Raw genomic sequence first — 24,050 nt, 5'->3', positions numbered from 1 at the left:
GCATCGACCGTGGGGTACCCTTACTAGTCATACGCCAAATATCTCCTTAATTTTTTACGCCCTTCTGCCCCGTTTTAGACCACTATGAGCGGCTGACCGCCCGCCCCTGCACCGGTCGAGAATTATGGAGAGCTTGATGCCACAAGAACGGTTGGACCTGCTGAGGCTGCCCAAGCCTATTCGTGGGCCCATTGATAAGTTGCTGCGTTCCCTGGATGCGGCCAGTACGCGCGAGGATGTGGAGAGCGAGGGTGAATTGCAGATCGCGTTTATTCTGGGGCTGGAGACGGCCAAGCGCCTGCGGCCCGCTGACGTAGAAGCCCTGTATATGATTTTTGATGATGCGGTGCAGGCGCGGCTGGAAGGTTTTCCAGCGCAGAAGTAGCGTTCCAGCACACGCCCCAGAGCACAGCAACATAAGATCTGTGGAAGCGAGCTTGCTCGCGAAGGCGGTTTACCTGGCAAGCAGACGCACGAATGTACTGGCCCCTTCGCAAGCAAGCTTGCTCCCACCGATTTGTGGTTGAACTTGATCCTGTGGAAGCGAGCTTGCTCGCGAAGGCGGTTTACCTGGCAAGCAGACGCATGAATGTACTGGCCCCTTCGCAAGCAAGCTTGCTCCCACGGATTTGTGGTTGAACTTGATCCTGTGGGAGCGAGCTTGCTCGCGAAGGCGGTTTACCTGGCAAGCAGATGCATGGATGTACTGGCCCCTTCGCAAGCAAGCTTGCTCCCACGGATTTGTGGTTGAACTTGATCCTGTGGAAGCGAGCTTGCTCGCGAAGGCGGTTTACCTGGCAAGCAGACGCATGAATGTACTGGCCCCTTCGCAAGCAAGCTTGCTCCCACGGATTTGTGGTTGAACTTGATCCTGTGGGAGCGAGCTTGCTCGCGAAGGCGGTTTACCTGGCAAGCAGATGCATGAATGTACTGGCCCCTTCGCAAGCAAGCTTGCTCCCACGGATTTGTGGTTGAACTTGATCCTGTGGGAGCGAGCTTGCTCGCGAAGGCGGTTTACCTGGCAAGCAGATGCATTGAATGTACTGGCCCCTTCGCGAGCAAGGTGGAGCGCCACCCCGATCGCTCCCACAGAAAAACAACTAGCCGCTATTACTTCACCACCTCGATTTTCTTCACAAAGATGAGCTTTTCGTCCCCTGCCGGCCCGGCGATGCGGTCGTTGTTGAGCTCGCTGGCGATGGTGACTTTCACGGTTTTGCCGATCATCGCTGGCAGCAAGCTGGCTTCCCCTTCGTCTTCGGCGATGAACCAGGAACCGCATTTGCCATCGCAATAAGCGCTGAAACGGCGGCCGTCGTTGAGCAAGACGGTGACGGTGTAATCCTCGATTCCGTTGCCAGAAATCAGCGCGCCCTGGAAGGTTTCCGGCTTAGTCAGGGTGAAACGGCAGAAGTCCGGCGCGTTCGGGTCGTCGCCCAGCAAGCCGCAGCCTCGTTCGACTTCGCTGTTGATCAACTCGCAGCTGTTGGCCACGTTGCAAGGCGGTCGAGTCGCCGGAGAGACGCTGGTGCATTGTTTGACCAACACCTCTGCACGCTTTTGGCCGATGGCATCGGCGCAGGTTTTATCTGCCGCGTTGGCCTGAAAAACGGCGAACAGGCTGATGAGCAACGACAACAGCAGGCTTTTTGTTTGCATGAACGCTCCAGGTGACAAGCGGGAACTGAGACTCGCCAGCGTCGGGTTACAGGACAGTTTGGCGAAGTATTGCAGAGCGAAGCAGGTTTCACACGACTGCTCGACTCAGCTTTTCTTTTTGTTGAGGCTCTTCAGACGTTGACTGGCTCGCTGCACGGCGGCCATTTTTTCCGGTCGGTTCATGCGACGCCACTTCCTGATGTCTTCCTTGTTGCGACCGCAACTGACACACAGATCACCACTGAGCTGGCAGACGGAAATGCATGGGTTTTCGATGTCCTTGGCCACGGGTCAACCTCGCGCCAGACGTTGCTGCCAGTTGCCGCCGTTGGCCCGCTGGCATTGCTCTTCGCTGTCGAACTGCACGTGAGCGGCCACGTTTTTAACCGCGACATCTGCGGCCTCCAAAGCAACGGCAGTCAGCTCGACCATGCGTTCTCGCTGGCCAACAGCGAGCGCCTGGTCTTTATTGACCTGCGTGTCGAAAATCCACACAACCCGCAGGCTGGCAGGAAATGCTGCGTAATCCACTTCGTGGGTCAGCCAGGAAAAGCCGACGATCTCTGACTTGGCGGTCTCGCACGCCTCGGTCAAGGTGGCCGCCAGGCGGCGTTCGATTCGCGCCTGATCGCGCTTGCTCAACAGCATGTAGATTTCCTGGGTGATTTTTCGATGAACGCCATCATACGTTACCTATCAGCGTCGTCCCCCTCCCCCTGCAATGTAGGAAAATTCTGATTTTCTTCAAACGCTGCTCAAGCGCTTGTTTACCGAGGGTCGGCTCTCTAATCTGCGGCCCGTCATTACAACAGTGACCGGGTGACGTCGACGGATGGCACCCGAGCTTGTACTTCTCCATTTCAGACATCTACCTGTCTGCTTTAGGGCGGCTGTACGTGACGCATTTCCGGGTGTGCCGATTTTATCTGGTGGATCGGTCACTCCCCCGCGTACAGCTCCCACCTTTTTTGTCACGAAAGCGCCCTCCCAAACTCACGCACTGCCATTGGCTCAGCTTTTTGGCTATGGTGTGCCCATCCGCAATCAGGGTTTCGAATCAAATGGCCAACGATCGCACCACCCGCGATTGGCTGCTGCGAGCGCCGCGGTCGCCGAAGATGGAACGCATTGAAGCGTATTTCGGTGGCCATGGTTACACCCCTCATCGCCACGATACTTACGCGATCGGCCGCACGTTGTCGGGCGTACAAAGCTTTCAGTATCGCAACGGCAAATGTCACAGCCTGCCGGGCGGAACAATGGTTCTGCACCCGGATGAACTGCACGACGGCGAAGCTGGCACAGAGGCGGGCTTTCATTACCGGATGTTCTACATCGAGCCTTCTTTGATTCAGCAGGTGTTGGGCGGTAAGTCGTTACCCTTCATCGCTGGCGGATTGTCCAACGATCCGCGTCTGTTCGCGGCCACCAGCGCTTTGCTCAGAAGCATGGAGGAAGCCATTGATCCGCTGGAAGAAGAAGACGCGATCTATGATCTGGCCCTGGCGCTGGATTTCGCCGCTGGCAATCGCAGAGGGCGACGGGCGCTGGACTACGCGGCGGCTGAAAGGGCCCGACTCTATATTCATGACTCCCTGAATCAGATCATCACCCTGGACGATCTAGTTGCTGCCAGCGGTCGTGATCGATGGAGTCTGTCCCGAGATTTTCGCGCGCTGTACGGCACCAGCCCTTATCGCTATATCACCCAGCGACGCCTGGACACCGTGCGCCGCTTGCTGCTCGTCGGACATCCTTTGAGTGATGCTGCGCTGGCCTGTGGTTTTTTTGATCAAAGCCACATGACGCGACAATACAGCCAGACATTCGGTATTTCCCCCGCACGCTGGTTAAAAATGCTCGGGCGCGCCTGAGCACTCGCTCAAAGTTGCACGATCATGCAATACACACCTCTCGCCCATGATTAAGGTTGTCGCATCTTCAATGAACAGCGAGCACAGTCATGGAAACCAGCACATCTGCCCCCTCCTATTCCGCGATTAATTTCGCCGCGAAGTACGCACTCTTCAATGAGCAATGGACGCCGAAAGTCGTTGCCGAGATGAACGACTATCAATTCAAAATCGTGAAGATTCAGGGCGATTTTATCTGGCACTCCCACGTCGATACCGATGAAACCTTCATCGTTCTGGAAGGCGAGTTGCGCATCGATTTTCGCGATGGCTTCGTCATGATCGCAGCGGGCGAAATGTATGTAGTCGGCAAGGGTATCGAGCATAAACCCAGTGCTGAACACGAAGTAAAACTGCTGTTGATCGAGCCGCGCGGCGTGTTGAATACCGGCCATGAGGACAGCGACAGAACAGCGGTCAACGATGTATGGATCTGACGGTTTTTGCAGTCGGCTCATTTGCCTGCGGCCAACACCCCACAGTCCACTTCCCGACTTAATGGAATGACGGCGCGAGTTTATTTCGCTTGTGGCTAGTCGGCCTTCCTCGCTTATATAGGGGCAACATCTCTCAAGAAGGTTGCCCCTAATGTCTTCGCCCATGCGCTGTATTGATCGCCCACTCTCACCGGCATTGAATGTCGTTGCAGCCGCGAGTGGGCAGCGATCATGAGCCGCGAAAACATCAGCCAGTCTATTTCCCATGTGCATCCTCTGACGTTGTCCCACGGCAAAAATGCTGAAGTCTGGGACACCGACAACAAGCGTTATATCGATTTCGTCGGAGGTATTGGCGTGTTGAACTTGGGGCATTGCAATCCGCAAGTTGTGGCGGCCATTCAGGATCAGGCGACAAAACTGACCCACTATTGTTTCAACGCCGTGCCTCATGCGCCGTATACGCGCTTCATGGACGCCCTGGAAAAATTTGTTCCGGTCTCCTATCCACTCAGCGGCATGCTCACCAACAGCGGTGCGGAAGCGGCGGAAAACGCGCTGAAGATTGTGCGGGGCGCCACCGGCAAGACGGCGATCATTGCCTTTGATGGCGGGTTTCATGGTCGTACCCTGGCGACGCTCAATCTCAATGGCAAGGTCGCGCCCTACAAGCAAAAGGTCGGCGTCCTGCCGGGCCCGGTGTTTCATATTCCATTCCCAAGCCAGGATAACGGCGTGACCACCGAGCAAGCGCTCAAAGCCATGGACCGCTTGTTCAGCGTCGAAATCGATGTGAATGACGTCGCCTGTTTCATCCTCGAAGCGGTTCAGGGCGAAGGCGGTTTTCTGGCCATGGAGCCCGCATTCGCCCAAGCGCTACGTAAATTCTGCGATGAAAAAGGCATTCTAATCATCGCCGATGAAATCCAGTCCGGCTTCGGTCGTACCGGCCAGCGTTTTGCCTTTACGCGGCTGGGTATTGAGCCGGATCTGATCCTGTTGGGCAAAAGCATCGCAGGCGGGATTCCGCTGGGTGCGGTTGTCGGACGTCGGGCGCTAATGGATACCTTGCCCAAGGGCGGTTTGGGCGGAACCTATTCGGGCAACCCGATTGCCTGCGCTGCGGGCGTCGCCAGCCTTGAGCAGATGAGCGATGAAAATTTGTCGTCCTGGGGGGAAATGCAGGAAAACATGATCGTCAGCCGTTATCAGGCCTGGCAGGCGAACAAGCTGTCGCCGTACCTGGGGCGCCTGACAGGCGTGGGCGCGATGCGCGGTATCGAGCTGATGACCCCGGACGGTGCGCCCGGCACGCAGCAACTCGCCCAATTGCTGGAGGCAGCCCGGGATGCCGGGCTGCTGTTGATGCCCAGCGGCAAGGCCCGGCACATCATTCGCCTGCTCGCGCCGTTGACCATCGAGCCTGAGATATTGAGTGAAGGCCTGGACATTTTTGAGCGGTGTTTGGCGCAGCTTCAGTAACGCCGATACCTATTGGATATTGCGCTGTAGCGCAGCAAACATAGGCCCAGTAGGAGCGCGCTTGCCCGCGATGGCAATTTGTCAGGCGATGAAGATGCATTGACCATGCTGACGCCATCGCGGGCAAGCGCGCTCCTACTGGGGTTGATCGTTTTTCGAAATTATCGCTGTGGAGAATCATCGCAATGACTGCTGCAAGCTTTGCAAACCGTGACGAGATCCGAGCCAGTTTTTCCCGAGCCATGTCGCAGATGTACAAGGCCGAAGTGCCGCTTTACGGGACGCTGCTGGAGCTGGTGGCAGAGACCAATGAGGCCGTGTTGGCCAGTGATTCGCAGATTGCCCGCAGCCTGACACAGACAGGGGAAATCCAGCGTCTGGACATGGAGCGCCACGGTGCAATCCGGGTCGGCACGGCCAACGAGCTGGCAACCCTGGGCCGGCTGTTCGCCGTCATGGGCATGGAGCCGGTGGGTTATTACGATCTCACACCGGCAGGCGTACCGGTGCATTCCACTGCCTTTCGAGCGGTGCATGAAGAGGCGCTGCAAGTCAGTCCGTTTCGGGTTTTCACGTCGCTGCTGCGCCTGGAGCTGATCGACAATCTCCAATTGCGCGCCTTCGCCAGCGACGTATTGAGCAAACGTAATATCTTCACTCCCCGGGCCATGGAGCTGATCGAAAAATCCGAAACTGATGGCGGCCTGACTGAAGCCGACGCCGAGGATTTCGTCCGGCAGGCGCTGGAGACCTTCCGCTGGCACAACACCGCCACTGTCACTCTGGACGAATACAAGCAACTCAACGCTCAGCACCGGTTGATTGCCGATGTGGTGGCGTTTCACGGGCCGCACATCAACCATCTGACGCCACGCACTCTGGACATTGATGTGGTGCAAGACGGCATGCCGAAAAAGGGCATCACTCCCAAAGCCGTAGTTGAAGGCCCACCGCGTCGCAATTGCCCTATTCTGCTGCGCCAGACCAGTTTCAAGGCCCTGGAAGAGTCCATCACTTTCGTAGGCCAGTCCGACAATGAGTCCGGCAGCCATTCGGCACGCTTCGGGGAAATCGAGCAACGTGGCGCAGCGCTCACCCCCAAAGGTCGCGAACTGTATGACCAGCTGTTGAATGTCGCTCGCGAGGAGCTGGGCGAGTTTCCCAACGAAGCCAATGCCGTGCGCTATGCGCAGATTCTGGAGAAAACCTTCAAGGACTTCCCGGACAGCTACGAGCAGATGCGAGCCCAGGATTTGGCCTACTTCCGTTACTTCGCCGCAGAGAAAGCCCTTGAGAAAGGCGCGGGCGCACAATCTGGCGCGGATCTGGAGCAGTTGATCAGCGCGGGATACATCAGCTACGAGCCGCTGGTGTACGAAGACTTTCTGCCGGTCAGCGCGGCGGGGATCTTCCAGTCCAACCTCGGCGATGACGCCCAAGCCCACTACAACACCAACTCCAACCAGCAGGATTTTCAGCGGGCGCTGGGGCGCAACACCATCAACGAATTGAAACTCTACGCCGACACACAACAGCGATCCTTGCAGGTGTGCGCCGAGGCGCTGGGGATAACTTCGCTGGTCTGACCATTCGCCAAGGCGCTCAGCGTGATTGACACCTATTCTTCCTCAAGCATTTCTCTGCGGCTGATGCTCAAGCAAAGGTAGCGAAAGCATGAGGAAGATTTGGAGGCGGTATCTGGATCTGCTGGACCAGGATCTGAATACCAAGGTGTTCGATAACGTCAAAAACCTGCTGGTCTGCGCGTTGCTGTTTGCCGCAGGCAGCAACGCGCTCAACGGCAATCAGAAGGTTCTGATGGCTCTGTGGGGTTCTCAATTGACGGGGGTGGGCCTGATAGCAGTGTCCGCCGTGCTGATGTTGTTGAATATCAGCGATGGCCTGCGCCGCCTGGCGAAGCTGCGCTATCACAGGCTGCTGCAGGTGTTCTTCTGTTTGCTCTACCTGCTCATCGCCGTGCGGGTGGTGGAAATAGTCTGGGGCTTCAGGGCTAATTGATTCAGCTTTGACGGCGCAGCCACTCGTCGGCGACATCACCCATGGTTTTCGGCCGACCGTCTTTGATCCAGGCCATAAACGGGCGGTCGAACTTGAACTCGGCACCGCACTGCTCGATCAGAAAGCGCCGCACGCGCTGGGTGTTCTTGTAGCCTTTGTCCACGGGAGTGTCCCGGGAGATGGGGGTGCTGTGCCAGTCGAAGCTCATGAAAAAATTCCTTTTAGGTGACGGTAGATGCCGATGCGGTATGCGGCGCCCCTGACACAGCACCTTCTCCCAGTAAACACAGGCACTGTAGGAGCGCGCTTGCCCGCGATGACGTCGGCATGAGCAACAAATAGGGAGGCTCTGAAATCGCATCGCGGGCAAGCGCGCTCCTACCTGAGAGCATTTCAAATCAGACGATTACTTCAAACCTGAATGTTGCCGAGGTCGGCTTACAAAATCACCCGCATACACTGCCCGGCATGGTACAGGTTGAAGCCCGCTTCGTAAGCCAGCGCCCGCACCCCCGCGCTCTTCAGTTCAGGGGCCGGGGCGAAGGGGATTGGTAGTAAGCCGGGGTCGTCTTTTATCAGGAAGTCCGCAAAGGCTTTGCCCATGACTGTCCCCGTGGTGTTGCCCCGGCCGTTATAGCCATTGGCAGCCACCAGACCGGGGGCAGGCTCGAAAAGCTTGACCATGTGATCCGGGGTGAAGTCGATGCAGCCGGTCCAGTGCATCTGCCATTGGACCTTGCCCAACTGCGGGAAGTAATGGCCCTGAATGCGATCTGCCCAACTGCGGACAAACCAGTCTGGCTTGTTGCTCATCTTGCCCATGCTGCCCAGGATCAACCGGCCCTCATTGTCTCGGCGGATGCTGCTCAGCACCAATCGCGTATCCCACGAGCCCTGACCATACTTGAGGACTTCATCCGCTGCGCTGGAACTCAGGGGTTCGGACGCAACGTTGTAGTAGTAACCCTTGAAGAAATTCTGCTTGATGCCTGCCCATTCGCCCTCGGTATAAGCACCGGTAGACACCACGACTTTGTCCGCAGTGACAGTCCCTTCAGCCGTTTTGACCACCCATCCGGTGCCTTCGCGGTACACGGCTTGCACAGGCGACTGCTGGAAAATCTGCCCGCCGAGCTTCATCACGGTTTCGCCCAGGCCGATGGTGTATGCCATCGGGTTGATGGTCCCTGCTCGGCGGTCAAGCAATGCGGTGGGGATTTTGTCGGTGCCGCAATAGTCCCGGCATTTGGCGCCAGTGAGCAATTCGACATCGGCACCGCGACGTTTCCATTGGTCATGGCGGGCTTCAATGTCTTTGGCGCCGTTGGCGTTGTGCGCCATGTGCAAGGTGCCTTCGTGGCGCGCCTGGCAGTCGATTCCATACTTCTCGATCAGGTCGAAAACCAGCGCAGGCGCCAGCCCCATCACTGTGTTGAACCGCTCGCCGACGCCAGGTCCCAAAGTGGCCGCCGCCTCATCCGGGGCGATCCAGCTGCCCGCGTTGACGAGGCCGACATTACGACCTGAACCGCCGGTGCCCAGGCGCGCGGCCTCCAGTACTGCGACAGACTTGCCGTGTTCCAGCAGATGCAGCGCCGCCGACAGGCCGGTAATGCCGCCGCCGATGACGCACACATCGACCTTGATTGCGCTTTTGAGCAGAACAGGTTGAATCTGACGAGCCGTGGATTGTTCCCACAGACACTTTTCACGCAGCTGATCCATCTCGACCTCATCCCGCCAGCACCGCCGGTAGCCCCGGCCTAACCCTGGAAAATCATCTGCTTCATTCTTGATCCAATGCAAGGGCAACACCAAACAACCTTTAATCGGGATATCAGTCGGTTTCGGCATGATGTCCGGCCCTCGTAGTCTCCTGAGGGAGATTCCATGTTCGCCTGCAAACCCGAAGGACCCAAGGCTTATCAGCTACTTGCCCGCAGCCGCAAGACACTTGCGATAGCCTGATCACTTCCATTGATTTCAAACAGTAAAAAAGCGCCGCTACTTGTTTTAAAGTAGCGGCGTTCTGCCATGTCACGAGGCGCTGATTCGGCTAAATTGCGCTGTCTTAATACGTTCATCGGTTTGGCGCATTTTGTGATAGCTCATGGCCCGTTTTCGGCGCAGGATTTCACTGCTTTTTATGTGCCGAACACTCGGTAATGCTGTTCACCCGACTGACTAATGGAGATGCGTACGATGCTTATCCAGATTGAAGAAGGTACTCACGGCGCCAGCTGGATAGTGAAGCTGGACAATTACCCGGTTAAATGTCGCAGCTGGGATGAAGCCCGGGAATTCGCGGACAAGATGACCGCGAGAATAAATGCTCCTCACATGCTGCCCGGCAAGTTCAATGCCGCCGTTGCCAATCAGGCGCCGCCGCCCAGCCATTAATCGCTAAATACCAAAAAGCCCGGCAAATGCCGGGCTTTCCGTTTCTACGACATCGTTTTCACGAGGTTTTCACGCCCGCGCTTTTAGTCTGGCTTCACTCCTGTTGAATCTCACTTAGGCCCGCCACGTTGCGGGCCTTTTTTTGTCTGGGGTTTATATCGGATCCTCTAATCTGTAGGAGCGTGCTTGCCCGCGATAGGGGTGACGCGGTTTGTCAGGCATACCGTGTCATCGTTCATCGCGGGCAAGCGCGCTCCTACAGATTGAATTTCAGCAGGCTCACTCCGCGCTCGCAATGGCTGCTTTGCGATCATGCTTGGCGAAATCCCCCAACTGCGATAGCCGGTCAGAACTGCTCTGTTCCACTACTGCGCTGTTCCATTGGCCCGCCAGCGCCGCCATCCAGGCGAACAGAAACAACGCCACACCCTGCACTGCCCATTTTGCGATCGTCGACATCACATTACTCCCCTGCCTGAGTTCATGGCTGGGATGTAAACACCTGCGTGTTGCAAAAGGATTGCACCGCTTCGATTTAGCCCCACCGCCCATCCCTGCCAAGGAACTCCTGCCGCGCTAACCATTCAGAGCACTGAGGCCCGTATCAATCGACCGAGTGGCTGAGGCAACCGGTCTGAACAGGGAGTCACCCATGCGCGGATCAAGAACGAGCATTAAAAAAGCTGCTGTAGTTCTTTTGCCCACTCACAAAAAACTCGCGACCCATGAAGTGGTTGTCCATCAGAAGCTCGCGGAAAAAATCGCTGGCTTGCTAGGCACCGAGTTTTCAGGGCTCTACGACAGCGCCGTCCACACCTCCCCGAATCTGTATTACATCCCGTCCGACACACTGATCGGCAAACAGGACAACAGCGCCCTGAATATCCAGACCGCTGATGATCTGTTTGGCGGGCTTATCGCTCAGCCTTTCATGGCGACCAAAGCCATTTCCCACCCCTTGCTCAAGAATGCCACCGCACAGCCTCCCGGCTGGTCGCGGCAGTTCCACGAAGACGCCGCTGACGCAGTGCTGGGTGGATTCACGGTATTCAATGAAGCCGACGCCCTCAAGGCAGGTCGATTGATACTGGCGGACGGCCCGGCCCGGATCAAACCGGTATTGGCCACCGCTGGCCGCGGGCAGATCGTGGCCAGCAACGAGAGCGAGTTGACGGCGGCGATTGCCGAACAGGACATGCAGGAAGTCGCCACTTGGGGGCTGGTGATCGAAGAAGACCTCACCGATGTGGTCACCTTGAGCGTTGGCCAGGTGCAAGTCGCCGGTATCGTCGCCAGCTATCACGGCAGCCAGTGCCTGACCGAAGACAATAATGGCGAAACGGTGTACGGCGGCTCCACGCTGTGGATAGTGCGCGGCGGTTACGATCAGCTGCTGCTGCTGGATCTAGATGAACCGGTGCGCCGTGCGGTGACCCAGGCCATGCAATACGAGCAGGCCGCCTTCGAATCCTTCCCGGACTTCATCGCCTCCCGCCGCAATTACGACATCGCCCAAGGCACCAACTCCAGAGGCGAACGATGCTCGGGCGTGTTGGAGCAATCCTGGCGAATTGGGGGGGCGAGTCCCGCCGAAGTCGAGGCGCTGGTGGCATTCGCCGCTGATCCGGACTTGCGACGTATCTGCGCGTCGACCCACGAAATCTATGGCGAAACCACAATCCCTGCCGATGCCAGCGTGCTGTACGAAGGCGACGACCCGGACGTGGGTTTCATCAGCAAATTTACAAAGGTTCAACCTTATGAGCGTTAGCAGTGAAAGTATCGAGATTGCCGTAGATGGCCAATCGATTTCCGGAACGATTCTGACGCCGGGGGCCAAGATCCCTGGAATTCTGTTCGTGCATGGCTGGGGCGGTAGCCAACAGCGGGACTTGGCGCGGGCGAAAAATATCACCGGCCTTGGCTGCGTGTGCCTGACCTTCGATCTACGCGGCCACGAACGCACCCACGAGATGCGCGCCAAGGTGTCTCGGGAGCAAAGCCTGGACGACTTGCTGGCCGCTTATGACCGACTGGTTAGCCACCCAGCGGTCGACAGCGATGCCATTGCAGTGATCGGCAGCAGTTATGGCGGGTATCTGGCGACAATTCTGAGTTCCATGCGCCCGGTCAAATGGCTGGCGTTGCGGGTGCCCGCCTTGTATTGGGACGCCGACTGGGAAATGCCCAAGCAGGAACTGGATCGCGACAAGCTGGCCCACTATCGTCGTTCGGCAGTGACGGCCGCAGACAATCGTGCGCTGGCCGCCTGCAAGGAATTCCATGGCGACGTGCTACTGATCGAGTCCGAGCAGGACGACTACGTGCCCCATGCCACGCTCATGAGTTATCGCAGCGCTTTCGAACAGGCCCACTCGCTAACCTATCGGCTGGTAGACGGTGCCGACCACGCTCTGAGCAGCGACCTGAGCCAGAGCCTGTACAGCTCGATGCTGACCAACTGGATCAGCGAAATGGTCATCGGCGCCCGCCTTGTGGACTACCCGCATCATTCGGCGAAGTATTCCTGAGGATATAAAGCCTCACGCAACGGGCCTGGCGATTACCTGTGGGAGCGAGCTTGCTCGCGAAGGGGCCGGTACATCCAAATAGATTTATGGGGTCCGGAACATGGCCTTCGCGAGCAAGCTCGCTCCCACAGGGGTTTTGCGCTGCTGCCAGTTAGGCACTTACCCGACTATCAAACCCCGGCACCAGAATCACCTTGCGGCAATCTTCCTCCTTCTTGTCGAAGATCTTGTAGCCCTCGGCAGCCTCTTCCAGCGACATGCGGTGCGTGATGATCGCTTCGGGGTTCAACGCGCCGCTCTCGATGTGTTCCAGCAGCTCCGGGAGGTAGCGTTGCACGTGAGTCTGGCCCATCTTGAAGGTGAGGCCTTTGTCGAAGGCGTCGCCAAACAGGAAGCCATGAATAAACCCGGCATAAACACCCGGCACGCTGACAACACCGCCACGGCGCACAGCGGCGATGCATTGACGTAGCGCCTTGCCGCTGCTGCCTTCGAGCTTGAGCGTGGCCAGGATGGTTTCGGTGGTGCTGCCTTTGGCTTCGAACCCAACTGCATCAATCACCCCATCCACACCGCGCATACCAGGAGTCTGGTGAATGATGGTGTCTGCCGGATCATCGTCTTCATCGAAGTTGATCGGAATTACCCCATAGGTTCTTTGAGCGTACGCCAGACGATAGGGGTGGTGGTCAACCATGAAAATCTTCTCAACACCCAACATCCGAGCGCAGGCGGCACTGAGCAGACCCACCGGCCCCGCCCCGTATATCGCCAGGCTTGAGCCTTTGCCGACACCGCTGTTAAGTACGGCCTGCCAGGCTGTGGGCAGAATGTCCGAGAGGAACAGGACCTTCTCGTCCGACAAAGTGCCAGGCACCTTGAAAGGACCGGTGTTGGCCTTGGGCACCCGCACATACTCGGCCTGCCCGCCTGGAATCCCGCCGTACAGATGGCTGAAGCCGAACAAGGCCGCTCCTGGCGGAATCGCCTTTTTATTCAGAATCGCCCCACGCCCGGTGTTTGTGGTTTCGCACGCTGCGAACTGATCAAGCTGACAGAAAAAACAGCTGCCGCAGGCAATCACAAACGGGATTACCACCCGGTCGCCCGGCTTGACCGCAGTCACCCTGGAGCCGACCTCTTCAACGATACCCATGAACTCGTGACCGAAGATATCACCGGACTCCGTGGCCGGAATCTTGCCTCGATACAGGTGCAAGTCCGAGCCACAAATCGCCGTGGCGGTGACTTTAAGAACAATATCATCGGCCTCTTCGATTACCGGATCCGGCACCGTCTCGACCCGAACATCGTGGGCACCGTGATAAGTAAGTGCGCGCATAAGTTTCTCCTTATTCAAGTAAGCAATAACGCCAAGCGACAAATTAAGGAGAACGACGCCGGTATCTAAGTTCAGACCGATTAAATCCTCCAGGGACCAGCGGTAGTCCGCGCCCCGCGCACCGACCGTTCAGCCGTTACCCTGAACTTGACGAGTACTCGACATCTATATTTTGGACAAGGACCGACTGACTCCGAACGTTAGCCAACGCACGAGGATCTCGTCATGACTGCACACTTCATCAAGTTGTTCACTCACCCTGAACACGCGTGGCGAGACATTCGCCAGGACGAAGAAAAAACGCCCAGGCAATATTTAGTGCATTTGTTATTACTGGCGCTGATCCCGCCGGTCAGCCTTTATCTGGGTACCACGATGGTCGGCTGGAGCCTGGCCGAAGGCGAACAAGTAAGGCTCAACGCCAGCAGTGCCCTGCAATTAAGTGTATTGCTGTACCTGAGCATTCTGCTCGGAACGGTGCTGATGGGCGGTTTCATTCGCTGGATGTCACGAACCTTCGACGCTCGGCCGACGCTTAATCAATCCATTGGTTTCGCCGCTTATACCGCAACGCCTTTCTTTATCGCAGGGCTCGCCGCGCTTTATCCAAGTCGCTGGCTGGCGATTGCGGTGCTGGGTCTGGCAGGGGCTTATTCGACGTTTCTGCTGTTCGTGGGCATCACGACGTTTATGCGCCTGGAAGAAGGCCAGGGCTTTCTATACGCCACTGCCGCGTGGGGCATTGGCCTTTTGCTACTGGTGACGACCCTGGTGGAGATGATCCTGATCTGGTTCAACCACCTGATGCCGGAGTATGTGCGGGAGGTGGCGGTAGCGCTTTTGTAGAAGCGCGCTTGCCCGCGATTGCGGTGTGTCAAGCTATGAGCCTTTAGCTGAAACATCGCAATCGCGGGCAAGCGCGCTCCTACAGATCGCTGCGTCAGGTAATCGGCGCCGGGTTGAACAAGGTGATGTCGTTGTGCAGCCGGTAGTGCTCGGCCCAGGTTTTCTTCTTGCCGCTGGCCACGTCCAGATAGAAGTGGAAAAGCTCCCAGCCGAGGTCTTCGATGCTGGCGCGACCGGTGGCGATGCGGCCGGCGTCGATGTCGATCAGATCCGGCCAGCGTTGCGCCAGTTCAGTTCGGGTCGAAACCTTGACCACTGGCGCCATCGCCAAGCCATACGGTGTGCCCCGACCTGTGGTGAACACGTGCAGGTTCATACCGGCGGCCAGTTGCAACGTGCCGCAGACGAAATCGCTGGCCGGTGTGGCGCAGAAGATCAGACCTTTGCGGGAAACACGTTCGCCAGGGCCAAGCACGCCATTGATAGCGCTGCTGCCGGATTTGACGATTGATCCCAAGGATTTTTCGACAATGTTCGACAACCCGCCCTTCTTGTTGCCCGGCGTGGTGTTGGCGCTGCGATCGGCTTCGCCTTTGGCCAGATAACGGTCGTACCAATCCATTTCTCGGACCAGCTCGCCCGCCACTTCCAGCGACTCAGCCCGGGAGGTCAGCAGATAGATGGCATCGCGTACTTCGGTGACTTCAGAAAACATCACTGTAGCGCCAGCACGCAACAGCAAATCAGAGGCATAACCCAGCGCCGGATTGGCGGTGATGCCGGAAAATGCATCGCTGCCGCCGCACTGCATGCCCAGAATCAACTCGGACGCCGGCACTGTTTCGCGACGACGCTGATCGAGCTTTTTCAAGCGGACTTCAGCCAAATCCATGATCTGCTCGATCATTTCATTGAAGCCATGGCTGGAATCCTGAAGCTTGTAGAGCCATGGATCACTGAGGTCTACCGAGCTGTCGCCTTCATGCATGACCTGCCCGGCCTGCAATTTCTCGCAGCCCAGACTGATCACCAAGGCTTCGCCACCCAGGTTCGGGTTGCGCGCCAGGTTGCGCACGGTGCGAATCGGGATGTAAGCGTCAGTGGCCGTGATGGCCACACCGCAGCCATAACTGTGGGTCAGCGCCACAACGTCATCGACATTGGGGTACTTGGGCAACAGCTCGTCACGGATACGCTTGACCGCATGATCCAGCACGCCAGTCACGCACTGCACAGTCGTGGTAATACCCAGGATGTTACGGGTGCCGACAGTGCCGTCTGCGTTGCGATAACCCTCGAAGGTAAAACCTTCCAGAGGCTCGCCGCGCGCTGGCACTGCATCGGACATCGGCAGGCTGTCCAGCGCCGGTGCCGATGGCATGCGCAACTGATCTTCCCTGACCCAACTGCCTTTCGGAATCGGCTGTAACGCATAACCGATGGTGTGCCCGTAACGGATGATCGGCTCGCCTTCGGCGATGTCGACGGTATTGACCTTGTGACTCTGCGGTACGTTGTCGATGGTCACCAGGCCATTGTCAAACTCAGTGCCGGCTGGCACACCCTGGTCGTTGACCACCACGACCACGTTATCCAGCTCGTGGAGCCGGATGTAACGTGGCGAATCGGCATGTTGAATCAGGTTCATCACGTTTTCCTCAGGATTTAGCTTGAGAAAGTTCGCTGGCATTCTCGCCAGTCAGTGGCCCCTTGCTTGGAGGCTCTTTCAATTCAACGCGTTTGATCTCACCCACGATGAAGATGTAGCTGAATACCGCAACCACGGCGTTGGCGCCTACAAATACCAGAGCCCATTTGAACGAGCCGGTGGTGGCGATGATGTAGCCGATCACGATCGGGGTACTGATCGATGCCAGGTTGCCGAAGGTATTGAACAGGCCACCGCTCAAACCGGCGATCTGTTTCGGCGAAGCATCGGACATCACAGCCCAGCCCAGCGCGCCTACACCTTTGCCGAAGAATGCCAGGGCCATGAAGCCCACAACCATCCATTCAACATCAACATAGTTACAGGCCACAATCGAGGTCGACAGCAATAGGCCACCAATGATCGGAGCCTTGCGTGCGAAGGTCAGCGAATGGCCTTTGCGCAGCAGGTAGTCAGAGATGATCCCGCCCAGCACGCCACCGATGAAGCCGCATATGGCTGGCAAGGAGGCAATGATGCCCGCCTTGAGGATGGTCATGCCGCGTTCCTGCACCAGGTACACCGGGAACCAGGTCAGGAAGAAGTAGGTGATGCCGTTAATGCAGTACTGGCTCAAGTAGATGCCGAGCATCATGCGGTTGGTCAGCAGCTGACGAATGTAGTCCCATTTCGGACCTGACGCGCTGCCCTTGCCCTTGTCTTGATCCATATCGACCATGCCGCCGTTGTTGGCGATGTGATCGAACTCTTCCTTGTTGATGCGTGGGTGTTCGCGCGGGCTGTAGATAACTTTCATCCACACGGCCGAGAACACGATGCCCATGGCGCCCATGACGACGAACACATGCTGCCAGCCGAACTTGTAGACGATCCAGCCCATCAGCGGAGCGAACAGTACGGTGGCGAAGTATTGTGCGGAGTTGAAGATGGCCGATGCCGTGCCGCGTTCAGCGGTAGGGAACCAGGCAGCAACGATGCGCGCGTTACCAGGGAAGGAAGGCGCTTCGGCCAGACCCACCATGAAACGCAGCATGAACAGAACGACTACCGCAGAGCCGACGCCGAATTCACCGACATAGCCTTGCAGCAAGGTGAACAGGGACCAGGTGAAGATGCTCAGTGCGTAGATTTTCTTGGAGCCAAAACGGTCGAGCAGCCAGCCGCCTGGAATCTGACCGGCCACATAGGCCCAGCCGAAAGCGGAGAAGATGAACCCGAGAGTAACGGCGTCGATGCCAAGGTCTTTTTGCAGGCTGGAGCCGGCAATAGCGATGGTGGCGCGGTCGGCATAGTTGATCGTGGTCACCAGGAACAGCATGAGCAAGATCAAATAGCGGACGTGAGTCGGCTTGGACTTTTGCATTTGTGTGTGTTAACTCCCACTAATTATTTTTTTGCGCGGGTAAATCTGTTTTCTGGTGTCACTGCGCCTGTCGGCCCCTTGGAATGTGTCGCTATCAGCGGCATCTCCCACCTACAGTTGATACGCATTGTTGCAACCGATGCCACCGACCACGGCCTTCGAGGGTCATGCTGTCAGCAGATCATCAGGTGTATTGCGGGCGAATCACCAATGGCAAAAAACCGCTGATTGCTCAGCGGTTTGATGCCTGGTTGGCTGTTACTGCTTGCCCTGCTTGTCCATCAGCGCGGCGAGCATTTCGTACTCTTCGGCAGTCAGGTCGGTCAGCGGTGTACGCACTGGACCTGCGTCGTAGCCAGCGATTTTCGCGCCTGCTTTAACGATGCTCACGGCATAGCCGGATTTGCGGTTACGGATGTCCAGGTACGGCAGGAAGAAATCGTCGATCATTTTGCCAACGGCAACGTGATCGTCCTTGGCAATGGCGTGGTAGAAGTCCATGGCCAGCTTAGGTACGAAGTTGAACACTGCAGACGAGTAAACCGGTACGCCCAGCGCCTTGTAGGCAGCTGCGTAGACTTCGGCGGTTGGCAAACCACCCAGATACGAGAAGCGGTCGCCCAGACGACGGCGGATCGAAACCATCAGTTCGATATCACCCAGGCCATCTTTGTAGCCGATCAGGTTAGGGCAACGTTCAGCCAGTTTTTCCAGCAGCGGAGCGGTCAGACGGCACACGTTACGGTTGTAAACGATGACGCCGATTTTGACCGATTTGCACACAGCTTCAACGTGGGCGGCTACGCCGTCCTGGCTGGCTTCAGTCAGGTAGTGCGGCAGCAGCAACAGGCCCTTGGCACCCAGACGCTCGGCTTCTTGAGCGTACTCGATGGCTTGACGGGTCGAACCGCCTACACCGGCCAGGATAGGTACGCTGGTAGCGCAGGTGTCGACAGCAGTCTTGATCACTTCAGAGTATTCGCTGGCTGCCAGGGAGAAGAACTCACCTGTACCGCCGGCAGCGAACAACGCGCTGGCGCCGTATGGGGCCAACCACTCAAGACGCTTGATATAGCCAGCGCGATTGAAATCGCCCTGGGCATTGAAATCGGTTACCGGGAAGGACAGCAGACCGTGGGAAAGGATGGACTTCAGTTCTTGTGGATTCATTATTCGAACACCCTGAGCAGCAAAAAGTGAAAGGATCATCAGCTGTGTGCCGATGTCGTAAGTCATCGTACAACTGATACTAAATTCACTCAACAGGGATTTTTAACTTTTTCCATGAGCGGTAACAAATAGGAGCCAAGGCCCTGCAGGAATGGGGATTAGCGAGAAAGTCGCTAGACTAAGGTCGTATGATCACTGCGGACTCTCTGTAGGAGCGCGCCTGCCGCGAATAACGACGACGCGGTGTGCCTGACACAACGCGGCGCCTGCATCGCGGGCAAGCACCGCTCCCACAGACGATCACCGAACCTGTTGGAGCGAGTGGGCCGCATTCCGACTTGCCCGCTAAGAACGATGATGCGGTGTGCCTGACACCATGCGGCGCCTGCATCGCGGGCAAGCACCGCTCCCACAGACGATCACCGAACCTGTTGGAGCGAGTGGGCCGCATTCCGACTTGCCCGCGAAGAACGATGATGCGGTGTGCCTGACTGACTGCACTCCCTGTGGGAGCGGTGCTTGCCCGCGATACAGGCGCCGCGGTTCGGCAGATGGATCACCGAGACCTTATCGCGGGCAAGCAGCGCTCCCACACGGAATCCGATAAGGCCTGAACAATCAAACTCAAGCCCGCTGCGACTCTGCCTCTTCATGGGCATGGCGCAGACGTTCGCGGCTGTTGGTCAAGTGCAAGCGCATGGCGGCGCGGGCGGCGTCGGAGTCCTGGCGGGCGATGGCGTCGTAGATTTCTTCGTGCTCACGGCTCAGACGATTCATATAGTGTTGCTGATCGTCATGGGCCAGACGCGCCGAATTGAGCCGGGTGCGGGGGATGATGCTGGTGCCCAGGTGGGTCATGATGTCGGTGAAATAACGGTTACCTGTGGACAGCGCGATCTGCAGGTGAAACTGGAAGTCCGAGGACACCGCATCAGTGGCGTGGGCCGCGCTTTCATTCAAGGCATCCAGCGCGTTACGCATCGCCAGCAACTGCTCATCGGTCCGGCGCTGCGCGGCCAGCCCGGCCGACTCGACTTCAAGGCTGATCCTCAATTCGAGAATCGCCAGCACATCACGCAACGTGACGATGGTCGCCGGATCGATACGGAACCCGCTTGGGCTTGGTGTATCCAGCACGAACGTGCCGATGCCGTGGCGTGTTTCTACCAGCCCGGAGGCCTGCAATCGGGAGATAGCTTCACGTACCACCGTTCGGCTGACGCCCTGCTCTTCCATGATGGCCGATTCCGTCGGCAATTTGTCGCCACGCTTGAGCAGCCCGCTGCGAATACGCTCGGACAGTTCAGTAACCAGCTCCTGCGCAAGGCTGCGGTGCTTGCGGCGTGCGCGAGGAGGAGCGCTTTGATTTTCCATATCCAACATCAATCTCAACCAGGGAAAGAAGTCATGATAGCTCACCGAGTTATACGATCACATTCGTAAAAGCGACTGTATTCTCAGATAACGATCACAAAACCGCCTGCGAATGGGGCAGTTCGAGCAATTGTCCGCCATCAATACGCAGCAACCGTCGATGAAAGCGCTTGAGACTGCTGCGGTGGCCAATACTGATAAGGGTCACATCCGGTAACTCATCAATCACGGCCTGATACAGCAGCGCTTCGTCTTCTTCATCCATTGCCGAGGTGGCTTCATCCATATAGAGCCAACGCGGCTGATACAGCAACGCCCGGGCGAACGCCGCACGCTGTTGCTCGCCGGGAGATAACAGGCGCTGCCAATGATTGCTTTCATCGAGGCGTGACGTCAGATGACTCAATCGACAGGTTTCCAACACTTCAGCAAAACGTTCAGCAGGATAAATCTCAACGGCCTGTGGATAACTTAGCGCTTCGCGCAGTGTGCCAATAGGCAAGTAAGGCTTCTGCGGCAAAAACAGATAAGGTTCGTCGGGCAACCGGATGTGGCCCTCGCCATCCCGCCACAAACCGCCCAGTGCCCGCAGCAGCGTGCTTTTACCACTGCCGGACCGGCCACTCAGCATCACCTGATCACCCGGAGCAACCTTCAGGCTCGCGTCATTCAATAGCTGACGACTGGCACCCTGCTGCAACGCCAACCCCTGAATACTCAGCGAACTGCCTGAATGCTGAACATCAATGGCCGACACATGGGCTTCGTTCTGGTCCATGGCCTGGCGAAAGCTCAACAGCCGGTCACAGGTCGCCCGCCATGAAGCCAGAGTTGCATAGGCATCGATGAACCAACTGAAGTTTTCCTGCACGCTGCCAAACGCAGAATTGATCTGCATGAGCTCGCCCAGCTCGATCTTGCCCGCAAAATAGCGCGGCGCAGCCACCACGAAAGCAAAAATGATCGCGATCTGTGAATAGCCGGCGGTGAAGAACGTCAGGCGTTTCTGCACCCCCATCATCGACCAGTAGTTGCTCCAGACTTTGCCGAAGCGCGAGCTGAGCCGTTGATTCTCGTTGGGCTCACCATTGGAAAGCGCAATGCTCTCGGCATTTTCCCGGACGCGGACCAGCGAAAAACGCAGATCCGCCTCGAAGCGTTCCTGCTGGTTGCTTAGAGGAATCAACCGACGACCGATGACATGGGTCAGCCAGCTGCCCACCACCGCATAAAGAAACGCCGCCCAGAACATATAGCCGGGAATGGTGATGCCAAACAGCTCAATGCTTCCGGAAACACCCCAGAGGATGATCGAGAACGACACCAGGCTGACCACTGTCTTCATCAGGCCCAGACCGAGGCTCAAGGTACTGCTGGTGAACTGATTGAGATCCTCGGACAGACGTTGGTCCGGGTTATCGGTATAACCGCCCTGTTCCAGCTGGTAATAGTTTTTATGCGCCAGCCACTTGCTGAAGTGCTGCTCGGTGAGCCAGCGCCGCCAGCGGATGGTGAGCATCTGGGTCAGGTACAGGCGGTAAACGGCGCCAAGGATGCCGACGGTGGCGATGCCACAGAAATACAGGATCGACTGCGTAAACGCCGCGAGGTCCTTCTTTTCCAGGGCGTTGTAGAAATCCCGATACCAGCTGTTGAGGACCACTGAGATGCCCACGCTGAACAGCGACAGCACAATCACGGCGATCAGCAGGATCCAGGCCAGGCCTTTCTCTTCGCTGCGCCAGTAAGGGGTAATCAGTTTCCAGACGCGGGAAAAGAACTTCTCCTGCACGCTGTCATTGACAGGGCTGTACTCGGCATTGCGCTTCATGGTGATGACTCGACTTCGTAGTGAAGCTCCGCGTTCGTGCTGTGGGCAGCGAACGCTCGACACGATCATCCATGACTAAAAAATGCTCAGCGACGCACCGGACGCTTCTGCAATTTGCGCTGCAAAGTGCGGCGGTGCATACCCAGCGCTCTGGCGGTCGCTGAGATATTGCCTTCATGCTCGGTCAGCACACGTTGAATGTGCTCCCACTGCAAACGATCCACCGACATCGGGTTATCTGGCACCAGGGTGTCCAGGTCCGAATGCTGGGACAGCAGCGCTGCCAGTACGTCATCGGCATCAGCCGGTTTGCACAGGTAGTTGCAGGCGCCGCGCTTGATCGCTTCGACCGCCGTGGCAATGCTCGAATAACCGGTGAGGATCACCACGCGCATGTCCGGATCCAGCTCCAGCAGCTTGGGCAGTAGCACCAGGCCGGAATCGCCGTCCATTTTCAGGTCCAGCGCGGCAAATTCCGGAATGTCCGACTGAGCCAGAATCAAGCCTTCTTCGGCAGAACCCGCCGTGCTGACGCGAAAGCCACGTCGGGACATCGCTCGTGCCATCACGCGGGTAAAGGTTGCGTCATCGTCAACCAGCAACAGATGCGGTAGCTCTTCGCCTTCAACCTGAATTTCGTCACTCATACATCATCTCCTCGGGCGTCACGTGGCAGGCGCAGCTCGGTGAGCGTACCGCCTTGCTCATGACTGTAGAGTTTTACCGAGCCACCCGCGCGGGTCACGCTGGCCTTGCTCAAGAACAGACCCAGACCGAAGCCTTTGCCTTTGGTAGTAAAAAAGGGTTTGCCGATTTGTTCGGCAATTGCCAATGGCACGCCAGGGCCGTGATCGCGAATGCTGATACAGATTTCTGCGCTGTCCCAGTCCAGATTCACTTCCAGGTCTTCAGGACAGGCATCGGCGGCGTTGTTGAGCAGGTTGAGCAGCGCCTGGGTCAGGTCCGGCGGTGGCGCCAGCGTGGGCGCAGGGTCCTTGCCTAACAACTGGAATCGATAACTGGCTTCGGGCCGCATCAGGTGCCAGCGGTTGAGCGCCTCGGCCAGCCAATGGTTGACGGTCTGCTTTTCCACCGCCAGACGACGATTGGCCTCGGCGGCGCGCACCAGTTGCTGAAGGGTCTGCTTGCACTGTTTCACCTGCTCCTGAAGCACTTCAAGGTCATCCTGCAGCGCAGGGTCTTTGTGATCCTGGCGCATCTCCTTGAGCAGCACGCTCATGGTGGCCAACGGTGTGCCCAATTCATGAGCCGCACCGGCGGCCTGAGTCGCCACCGCCAGCAATTGCTGGTCGCGCAAGCCTTCTTCCCGGCGTTCAGCACGCAGTTGCTCTTGACGGCGCAACTCTTCAGCCATCTTCGCGGCAAAAAAGGTAATGACCGCCGCCGCCAGGGCAAAGCTCAGCCACATGCCGTAGACCTGCATGTTTTCCCGGGAAATCGGATAGGTGTCCAGCGGGTAGGAATGGCCCAGCAGCCAACTGTAAAGCGCCAGCGCGATACCCGACAGCATCAATGAATAGCGCCAGGGCAAGGTCACCGCAGCGATGGTCAGCGGTACCAGATAATAAGAAACGAATGGATTGGTCGAGCCGCCGGAGTAATACAGCAGCGCACTATGAATAAACAGGTCAAACGCCAGCTGGACGGCATATTCCTGCTCGGTCACAGGCAGCGATGTGCGCAGCCGAATGGCCGTCACCATGCACCAGATCATGGAGAACCCGAGCGTAATCGCCAGTTGCACCCAAGGCAGCGGCAACAGATGAAACAGGTAGGCAATCCCGACCGAACCGGCCTGCGCGGCCAGCACCAGCATGCGGATGAGAGTCAGACGCCAGAGGTTCTGACGAGTAGCAGACAGCAATTGTACGGGGGCGAGCATGAGCTCTCCTGATGAGTGCTCCAGGCGAATCGCAGCGAGTATAACCAAGCAGCAGGCAAAACTGCGAAAAGTGCTTCAAAGCATTACAAGTTTCATCAGAAATTAATCGTC

Annotated in this window: 24 protein-coding genes; 10 read left to right on the top strand and 14 right to left on the bottom strand. The window is 57.4% G+C overall.

Annotated features, from left to right (window positions below; translation table 11 throughout):
- Positions 1-136: 136 nt before the first annotated feature.
- On the top strand, positions 137-385 hold the full coding sequence (locus IV01_RS24120; protein WP_032624914.1) for a hypothetical protein: 249 nt from the start codon (positions 137-139) through the stop codon (positions 383-385).
- Between the two features lie 725 nt (positions 386-1,110).
- Here the strand turns inward: IV01_RS24120 and IV01_RS25795 are convergent.
- The 3 genes from IV01_RS25795 to IV01_RS24130 all read right to left on the bottom strand — a co-directional run bounded on the left by IV01_RS25795 (position 1,111) and on the right by IV01_RS24130 (position 2,307).
- A complete protein-coding gene (locus IV01_RS25795) occupies positions 1,111-1,659 on the bottom strand; it encodes a hypothetical protein (RefSeq protein ID WP_050507244.1) in 549 nt (182 codons plus the stop codon).
- A gap of 105 nt (positions 1,660-1,764) precedes the next feature.
- Entirely contained in the window at positions 1,765-1,947 is a 183-nt protein-coding gene (locus IV01_RS24125; protein WP_032624913.1) for a DUF1289 domain-containing protein, read from the bottom strand.
- A gap of 3 nt (positions 1,948-1,950) precedes the next feature.
- Positions 1,951-2,307, bottom strand: coding sequence for a hypothetical protein (locus IV01_RS24130; protein ID WP_032624912.1), 357 nt, complete (start codon positions 2,305-2,307; stop codon positions 1,951-1,953).
- A 413-nt stretch (positions 2,308-2,720) separates the two neighbouring features.
- Between IV01_RS24130 and IV01_RS24135 the strand changes: the two genes are divergently transcribed.
- The 5 genes from IV01_RS24135 to IV01_RS24155 all read left to right on the top strand — a co-directional run bounded on the left by IV01_RS24135 (position 2,721) and on the right by IV01_RS24155 (position 7,510).
- The gene (locus tag IV01_RS24135) at positions 2,721-3,533 is read left to right on the top strand and encodes an AraC family transcriptional regulator (RefSeq protein WP_032624910.1); all 813 of its coding nucleotides are present in this window, start codon (positions 2,721-2,723) and stop codon (positions 3,531-3,533) included.
- Between the two features lie 89 nt (positions 3,534-3,622).
- Positions 3,623-4,009, top strand: a complete 387-nt coding sequence (locus IV01_RS24140) for a cupin domain-containing protein (RefSeq protein ID WP_032624908.1) — start codon at positions 3,623-3,625, stop codon at positions 4,007-4,009.
- A 231-nt stretch (positions 4,010-4,240) separates the two neighbouring features.
- Complete coding sequence (locus IV01_RS24145) at positions 4,241-5,491, top strand: aspartate aminotransferase family protein (RefSeq protein ID WP_032624906.1); 1,251 nt, start codon at positions 4,241-4,243, stop codon at positions 5,489-5,491.
- Positions 5,492-5,676: 185 nt separating this feature from the next.
- Entirely contained in the window at positions 5,677-7,077 is a 1,401-nt protein-coding gene (locus IV01_RS24150; protein ID WP_032624905.1) for a VOC family protein, read from the top strand.
- Positions 7,078-7,165: 88 nt separating this feature from the next.
- Positions 7,166-7,510, top strand: a complete 345-nt coding sequence (locus IV01_RS24155; RefSeq protein ID WP_032624903.1) for a hypothetical protein — start codon at positions 7,166-7,168, stop codon at positions 7,508-7,510.
- 1 nt (position 7,511) lies between these two features.
- Here IV01_RS24155 and IV01_RS24160 read toward each other — a convergent pair whose 3' ends face one another.
- Both IV01_RS24160 and IV01_RS24165 read right to left on the bottom strand, forming a co-directional pair.
- Complete coding sequence (locus tag IV01_RS24160) at positions 7,512-7,718, bottom strand: DUF6434 domain-containing protein (protein WP_032624901.1); 207 nt, start codon at positions 7,716-7,718, stop codon at positions 7,512-7,514.
- Between the two features lie 230 nt (positions 7,719-7,948).
- A complete protein-coding gene (locus IV01_RS24165; protein ID WP_032625013.1) occupies positions 7,949-9,235 on the bottom strand; it encodes an NAD(P)/FAD-dependent oxidoreductase in 1,287 nt (428 codons plus the stop codon).
- A gap of 477 nt (positions 9,236-9,712) precedes the next feature.
- On the opposite strand from IV01_RS24165, the gene IV01_RS24170 reads away from it, so the two are divergent.
- Complete coding sequence (locus tag IV01_RS24170) at positions 9,713-9,910, top strand: hypothetical protein (protein WP_032624897.1); 198 nt, start codon at positions 9,713-9,715, stop codon at positions 9,908-9,910.
- Between the two features lie 279 nt (positions 9,911-10,189).
- Here the strand turns inward: IV01_RS24170 and IV01_RS0124390 are convergent, their stop codons facing one another.
- Positions 10,190-10,369 (bottom strand): hypothetical protein, encoded by a 180-nt coding sequence (locus IV01_RS0124390; RefSeq protein ID WP_050507243.1) that lies wholly within the window; start codon positions 10,367-10,369, stop codon positions 10,190-10,192.
- 193 nt (positions 10,370-10,562) lie between these two features.
- Between IV01_RS0124390 and IV01_RS24175 the strand changes: the two genes are divergently transcribed.
- Both IV01_RS24175 and IV01_RS24180 read left to right on the top strand, forming a co-directional pair.
- The gene (locus IV01_RS24175; protein WP_032624895.1) at positions 10,563-11,681 is read left to right on the top strand and encodes a DUF3182 family protein; all 1,119 of its coding nucleotides are present in this window, start codon (positions 10,563-10,565) and stop codon (positions 11,679-11,681) included.
- Positions 11,671-12,441, top strand: coding sequence for an alpha/beta hydrolase family protein (locus tag IV01_RS24180; RefSeq protein ID WP_032624893.1), 771 nt, complete (start codon positions 11,671-11,673; stop codon positions 12,439-12,441). The genes IV01_RS24175 and IV01_RS24180 overlap by 11 nt, the downstream gene beginning before the upstream one ends.
- Before the next feature lie 151 nt (positions 12,442-12,592).
- Here the strand turns inward: IV01_RS24180 and IV01_RS24185 are convergent, their stop codons facing one another.
- A complete protein-coding gene (locus IV01_RS24185; RefSeq protein WP_032624890.1) occupies positions 12,593-13,783 on the bottom strand; it encodes a zinc-dependent alcohol dehydrogenase in 1,191 nt (396 codons plus the stop codon).
- Between the two features lie 225 nt (positions 13,784-14,008).
- On the opposite strand from IV01_RS24185, the gene IV01_RS24190 reads away from it, so the two are divergent.
- A complete protein-coding gene (locus IV01_RS24190) occupies positions 14,009-14,629 on the top strand; it encodes a Yip1 family protein (RefSeq protein ID WP_032624888.1) in 621 nt (206 codons plus the stop codon).
- Between the two features lie 94 nt (positions 14,630-14,723).
- Here the strand turns inward: IV01_RS24190 and garD are convergent, their stop codons facing one another.
- From garD to IV01_RS24225, 7 genes are all read right to left on the bottom strand, one after another.
- Positions 14,724-16,277, bottom strand: coding sequence for a galactarate dehydratase (gene garD / locus IV01_RS24195; RefSeq protein ID WP_032624886.1), 1,554 nt, complete (start codon positions 16,275-16,277; stop codon positions 14,724-14,726).
- 10 nt (positions 16,278-16,287) lie between these two features.
- Positions 16,288-17,661 carry an MFS transporter gene (locus IV01_RS24200; protein WP_032624883.1) on the bottom strand — a complete coding sequence of 458 codons (1,374 nt, stop codon included), beginning with the start codon at positions 17,659-17,661 and terminating at the stop codon, positions 16,288-16,290.
- A 258-nt stretch (positions 17,662-17,919) separates the two neighbouring features.
- The gene (gene kdgD, locus IV01_RS24205; RefSeq protein ID WP_032625010.1) at positions 17,920-18,831 is read right to left on the bottom strand and encodes a 5-dehydro-4-deoxyglucarate dehydratase; all 912 of its coding nucleotides are present in this window, start codon (positions 18,829-18,831) and stop codon (positions 17,920-17,922) included.
- A gap of 624 nt (positions 18,832-19,455) precedes the next feature.
- A complete protein-coding gene (locus IV01_RS24210; RefSeq protein WP_032624881.1) occupies positions 19,456-20,205 on the bottom strand; it encodes a FadR/GntR family transcriptional regulator in 750 nt (249 codons plus the stop codon).
- A 94-nt stretch (positions 20,206-20,299) separates the two neighbouring features.
- Positions 20,300-22,036, bottom strand: a complete 1,737-nt coding sequence (locus IV01_RS24215; protein ID WP_032624878.1) for an ABC transporter ATP-binding protein/permease — start codon at positions 22,034-22,036, stop codon at positions 20,300-20,302.
- A gap of 86 nt (positions 22,037-22,122) precedes the next feature.
- The gene (locus IV01_RS24220; RefSeq protein WP_032624876.1) at positions 22,123-22,683 is read right to left on the bottom strand and encodes a response regulator transcription factor; all 561 of its coding nucleotides are present in this window, start codon (positions 22,681-22,683) and stop codon (positions 22,123-22,125) included.
- Positions 22,680-23,939 (bottom strand): ATP-binding protein, encoded by a 1,260-nt coding sequence (locus tag IV01_RS24225; RefSeq protein ID WP_032624874.1) that lies wholly within the window; start codon positions 23,937-23,939, stop codon positions 22,680-22,682. Before IV01_RS24225 ends, IV01_RS24220 begins: the two co-directional genes overlap by 4 nt.
- Positions 23,940-24,050 lie beyond the last annotated feature (111 nt).

The sequence above is a fragment of the Pseudomonas syringae genome, assembly GCF_000737245.1.
GTDB classification, from domain to species: domain Bacteria; phylum Pseudomonadota; class Gammaproteobacteria; order Pseudomonadales; family Pseudomonadaceae; genus Aquipseudomonas; species Aquipseudomonas syringae_J.
The sequence above is the reverse complement of the archived record's forward strand: the minus strand, read 5'-3'. Positions and strand labels throughout refer to the sequence as shown.

Bases quoted from the DNA above. Each gene is read 5' to 3' on its own strand.
- IV01_RS24120 (WP_032624914.1), top strand. From the start codon at position 137: ATGCCACAAGAACGGTTGGACCTGCTGAGGCTGCCCAAGCCTATTCGT.
- IV01_RS25795 (WP_050507244.1), bottom strand. From the start codon at position 1,659: ATGCAAACAAAAAGCCTGCTGTTGTCGTTGCTCATCAGCCTGTTCGCC.
- IV01_RS24130 (WP_032624912.1), bottom strand. From the start codon at position 2,307: ATGCTGTTGAGCAAGCGCGATCAGGCGCGAATCGAACGCCGCCTGGCG.
- IV01_RS24135 (WP_032624910.1), top strand. From the start codon at position 2,721: ATGGCCAACGATCGCACCACCCGCGATTGGCTGCTGCGAGCGCCGCGG.
- IV01_RS24140 (WP_032624908.1), top strand. From the start codon at position 3,623: ATGGAAACCAGCACATCTGCCCCCTCCTATTCCGCGATTAATTTCGCC.
- IV01_RS24145 (WP_032624906.1), top strand. From the start codon at position 4,241: ATGAGCCGCGAAAACATCAGCCAGTCTATTTCCCATGTGCATCCTCTG.
- IV01_RS24150 (WP_032624905.1), top strand. From the start codon at position 5,677: ATGACTGCTGCAAGCTTTGCAAACCGTGACGAGATCCGAGCCAGTTTT.
- IV01_RS24155 (WP_032624903.1), top strand. From the start codon at position 7,166: ATGAGGAAGATTTGGAGGCGGTATCTGGATCTGCTGGACCAGGATCTG.
- IV01_RS24160 (WP_032624901.1), bottom strand. From the start codon at position 7,718: ATGAGCTTCGACTGGCACAGCACCCCCATCTCCCGGGACACTCCCGTG.
- IV01_RS24165 (WP_032625013.1), bottom strand. From the start codon at position 9,235: ATGGATCAGCTGCGTGAAAAGTGTCTGTGGGAACAATCCACGGCTCGT.
- IV01_RS24170 (WP_032624897.1), top strand. From the start codon at position 9,713: ATGCTTATCCAGATTGAAGAAGGTACTCACGGCGCCAGCTGGATAGTG.
- IV01_RS0124390 (WP_050507243.1), bottom strand. From the start codon at position 10,369: ATGTCGACGATCGCAAAATGGGCAGTGCAGGGTGTGGCGTTGTTTCTG.
- IV01_RS24175 (WP_032624895.1), top strand. From the start codon at position 10,563: ATGCGCGGATCAAGAACGAGCATTAAAAAAGCTGCTGTAGTTCTTTTG.
- IV01_RS24180 (WP_032624893.1), top strand. From the start codon at position 11,671: ATGAGCGTTAGCAGTGAAAGTATCGAGATTGCCGTAGATGGCCAATCG.
- IV01_RS24185 (WP_032624890.1), bottom strand. From the start codon at position 13,783: ATGCGCGCACTTACTTATCACGGTGCCCACGATGTTCGGGTCGAGACG.
- IV01_RS24190 (WP_032624888.1), top strand. From the start codon at position 14,009: ATGACTGCACACTTCATCAAGTTGTTCACTCACCCTGAACACGCGTGG.
- garD (WP_032624886.1), bottom strand. From the start codon at position 16,277: ATGAACCTGATTCAACATGCCGATTCGCCACGTTACATCCGGCTCCAC.
- IV01_RS24200 (WP_032624883.1), bottom strand. From the start codon at position 17,661: ATGCAAAAGTCCAAGCCGACTCACGTCCGCTATTTGATCTTGCTCATG.
- kdgD (WP_032625010.1), bottom strand. From the start codon at position 18,831: ATGAATCCACAAGAACTGAAGTCCATCCTTTCCCACGGTCTGCTGTCC.
- IV01_RS24210 (WP_032624881.1), bottom strand. From the start codon at position 20,205: ATGGAAAATCAAAGCGCTCCTCCTCGCGCACGCCGCAAGCACCGCAGC.
- IV01_RS24215 (WP_032624878.1), bottom strand. From the start codon at position 22,036: ATGAAGCGCAATGCCGAGTACAGCCCTGTCAATGACAGCGTGCAGGAG.
- IV01_RS24220 (WP_032624876.1), bottom strand. From the start codon at position 22,683: ATGAGTGACGAAATTCAGGTTGAAGGCGAAGAGCTACCGCATCTGTTG.
- IV01_RS24225 (WP_032624874.1), bottom strand. From the start codon at position 23,939: ATGCTCGCCCCCGTACAATTGCTGTCTGCTACTCGTCAGAACCTCTGG.